The sequence below is a fragment of the Rhizobium sp. CF122 genome (assembly GCF_000282035.1).
Taxonomy (GTDB): Bacteria; Pseudomonadota; Alphaproteobacteria; order Rhizobiales; family Rhizobiaceae; genus Rhizobium.
In genome coordinates this window covers 1-2233 of record NZ_AKKA01000101.1, presented here as the reverse complement: position 1 = coordinate 2233, position 2233 = coordinate 1, and the positions used below count along the sequence as shown (strand labels likewise).

Below are 2233 nucleotides of genomic sequence, written 5' to 3'. Positions count from 1 at the left end.
ACATCGTCGGCGACATTCACCGTGAACGTGTTCGATGCCGTGTCGCCATCCGAATCCGTTGCCGTGTAGTTGAAGGTCAGCGACAGCGTGTTTTCGCTGTTGGACGGCGTGTTGTCGTGATCCAGCGGCTTGACCAGCGTGAAGGAATACGAGCCGTGATCGCTGGCATCCGACAGCGAGGCGTAGAAGACGACATTGCCGCCGCTTGCCGTCGTCGGTGCCGTGTTGCCGGTATAGCCGACGAGCGTTCCGTCAGCGAGGATCCCCGTGTGGACCGCCTGGCCGAGAGAGGTCAGCGAGTGGCCTGCCTCGCCCGTGACAGAGACATTGGCATTCGTGAAGGCAACCGAGCGATTGGCGGAGCCGCTGTTGTTATCGTCCGCACCCCAGCCGATGTTCAGCGAACCGCCGGCCGTTGCGGACAGGCCGTCGCTTTCATTGTTGCCGCCATTGACCGCTTCGTCTTCCACGGTCGAGGTGCTGCCTGCACGGGTAACCGGGACATCGTCGACGACATTGACCGTGAAGGTGTTCGACGCCTTATCGCCGTCCGAATCCGTTGCCGTGTAGTTAAAGGTCAGCGACAGCGGGTTCTCGCCATTGCCAGCAACATGATCCAGCGGCTGAACCAGCGTGAATGCGTAGGAACCATTTGAGCTTGCATCCGAAACCGAGGCGAAGAAGACGACGTTCGCGGCGCCTTCACCGGTCGCTGCCGTCGGAGCCGTTTCGCCGGTATAGCCAACGAGAACGCCATCGATCAGCACCGTGTGCACAGCCTGGCCGAGCGACGTCAGCGTTTCGCCGGCCTCACCAGTAACGGCGACGTCGGCATTGGTGAAGGCAACCGCGCGGTCGCCCGGCTGGCCGTTGCCGTCATTGCCGCTGTCTGCGCCCCAGTTGATGTTCAGTGACCCGCCGGCGGTTGCCGAGAGGCCGTCGCTTTCATTGTTGCCGCCATTAACCGCCTCGTCTTCCACGGTCGAGGTCGTGCCGGCATTGGCAATCGGGCTGTCGTCGATGACGTTGACCGTGAAGTTGCCGCCGACTGCATCGCCGTCGCCGTCACGTGCCGTGAACTTGAAGGTGAAGGACAGAACGTCTTCCTGCCCGGCGTTGCCGCCCTTGACGGGATGATCGAGCACGCCGTCGAGATCGAAGGCATAGGAACCGTCGCCCTTGTCCGACAGCGTCACCGTGAACACCGTCTCGTTGCCGGCATGCGCGGTCAAGACAGTACCGTTCGCAGACAGCGAATAGGTCAGGTGCTGGCCGCCGGAGGTCAGGTCACCGAGGTTGATCGCCGTATTGCCGCTCTTAACACCCAGGAAGGCCGAAGCCTCGCCCGCGCTGACGCTGTGGTCGGCACCGCTGCCGGTCGCGAACACCACGGAGCGGTCGCCCATCACCTGCGTTCCGGTGAAGCCGCCATTCTCATTCTTGTTGCTGTCGTCGCCGCCCCAGGAAATGTTCAGCGACGCGCCGATCTTGTCGGTGATGAAGCCGCCATTGGCAATTACACCGCCCACTTCCGTCCCGACCGGGAAGATGTCCTCGTTGCCGCCGGCAAGCGCCTCTTCCTCGACAAACCGCACGCCGACGTCGCTCGAAAGGATCGGCGTATCGTCGATCACACCGACGCCGAAGGTTGCAACACCCGTCTTGTCGCCGTCCGAATCCGTCGCCGTGAACTGGAAGTCGAGCTTCAACGTATCTTCGCCCGCACCCTTGTGGTCCAGCGTGTCGATCAGCGTGAACTGATAGGAGCCGCCGCCGTTGTCGGAAAGACCGACCAAGAAGACGACATGAGCTGCCTGGGCCGCATCCGCATTGGCCGGAACGCCGGTCGGAGCCACCTCGCCGGTATAGGCGAGCAACACCTGGCCGCCCTCGACCGTCACGATCGTATAGTGGAGCTCCTGGCCGCGCGACGTCAGGTCCAGGGCATCGAGCGCGTTGACTGCGGCCGGGCCAAACGCCACGGAGCGGTTGCCGGCGCCCGACGTGATCGCCTCGTTGTCGGCATTGTCCGAACCCCAGGCGATCGCAAGTGTGCCACCCGTCGTCTGCGTCGTTCTATCGTTGAAGACCAAGCCGAAGAAACCGCTGCGGAAGTCCCCGTCCGAACCCGTATCCTCGTTGCCGCTGCCGACGACAGCCAGCTGCTCCTCTTCGACGAGGCCAGCCGAATAAGGCGTGCCGATCGTCGCAACATCGTCGGCGACATTCACCG

1 protein-coding gene is annotated in these 2233 nt (G+C 63.1%); it reads right to left on the bottom strand.

Going from position 1 to position 2233, the window contains the following annotated elements:
* On the bottom strand, positions 1 to 2233 hold a 2233-nt coding region (locus PMI09_RS25645), incomplete at both ends, for a T1SS-143 repeat domain-containing protein (protein ID WP_037084103.1).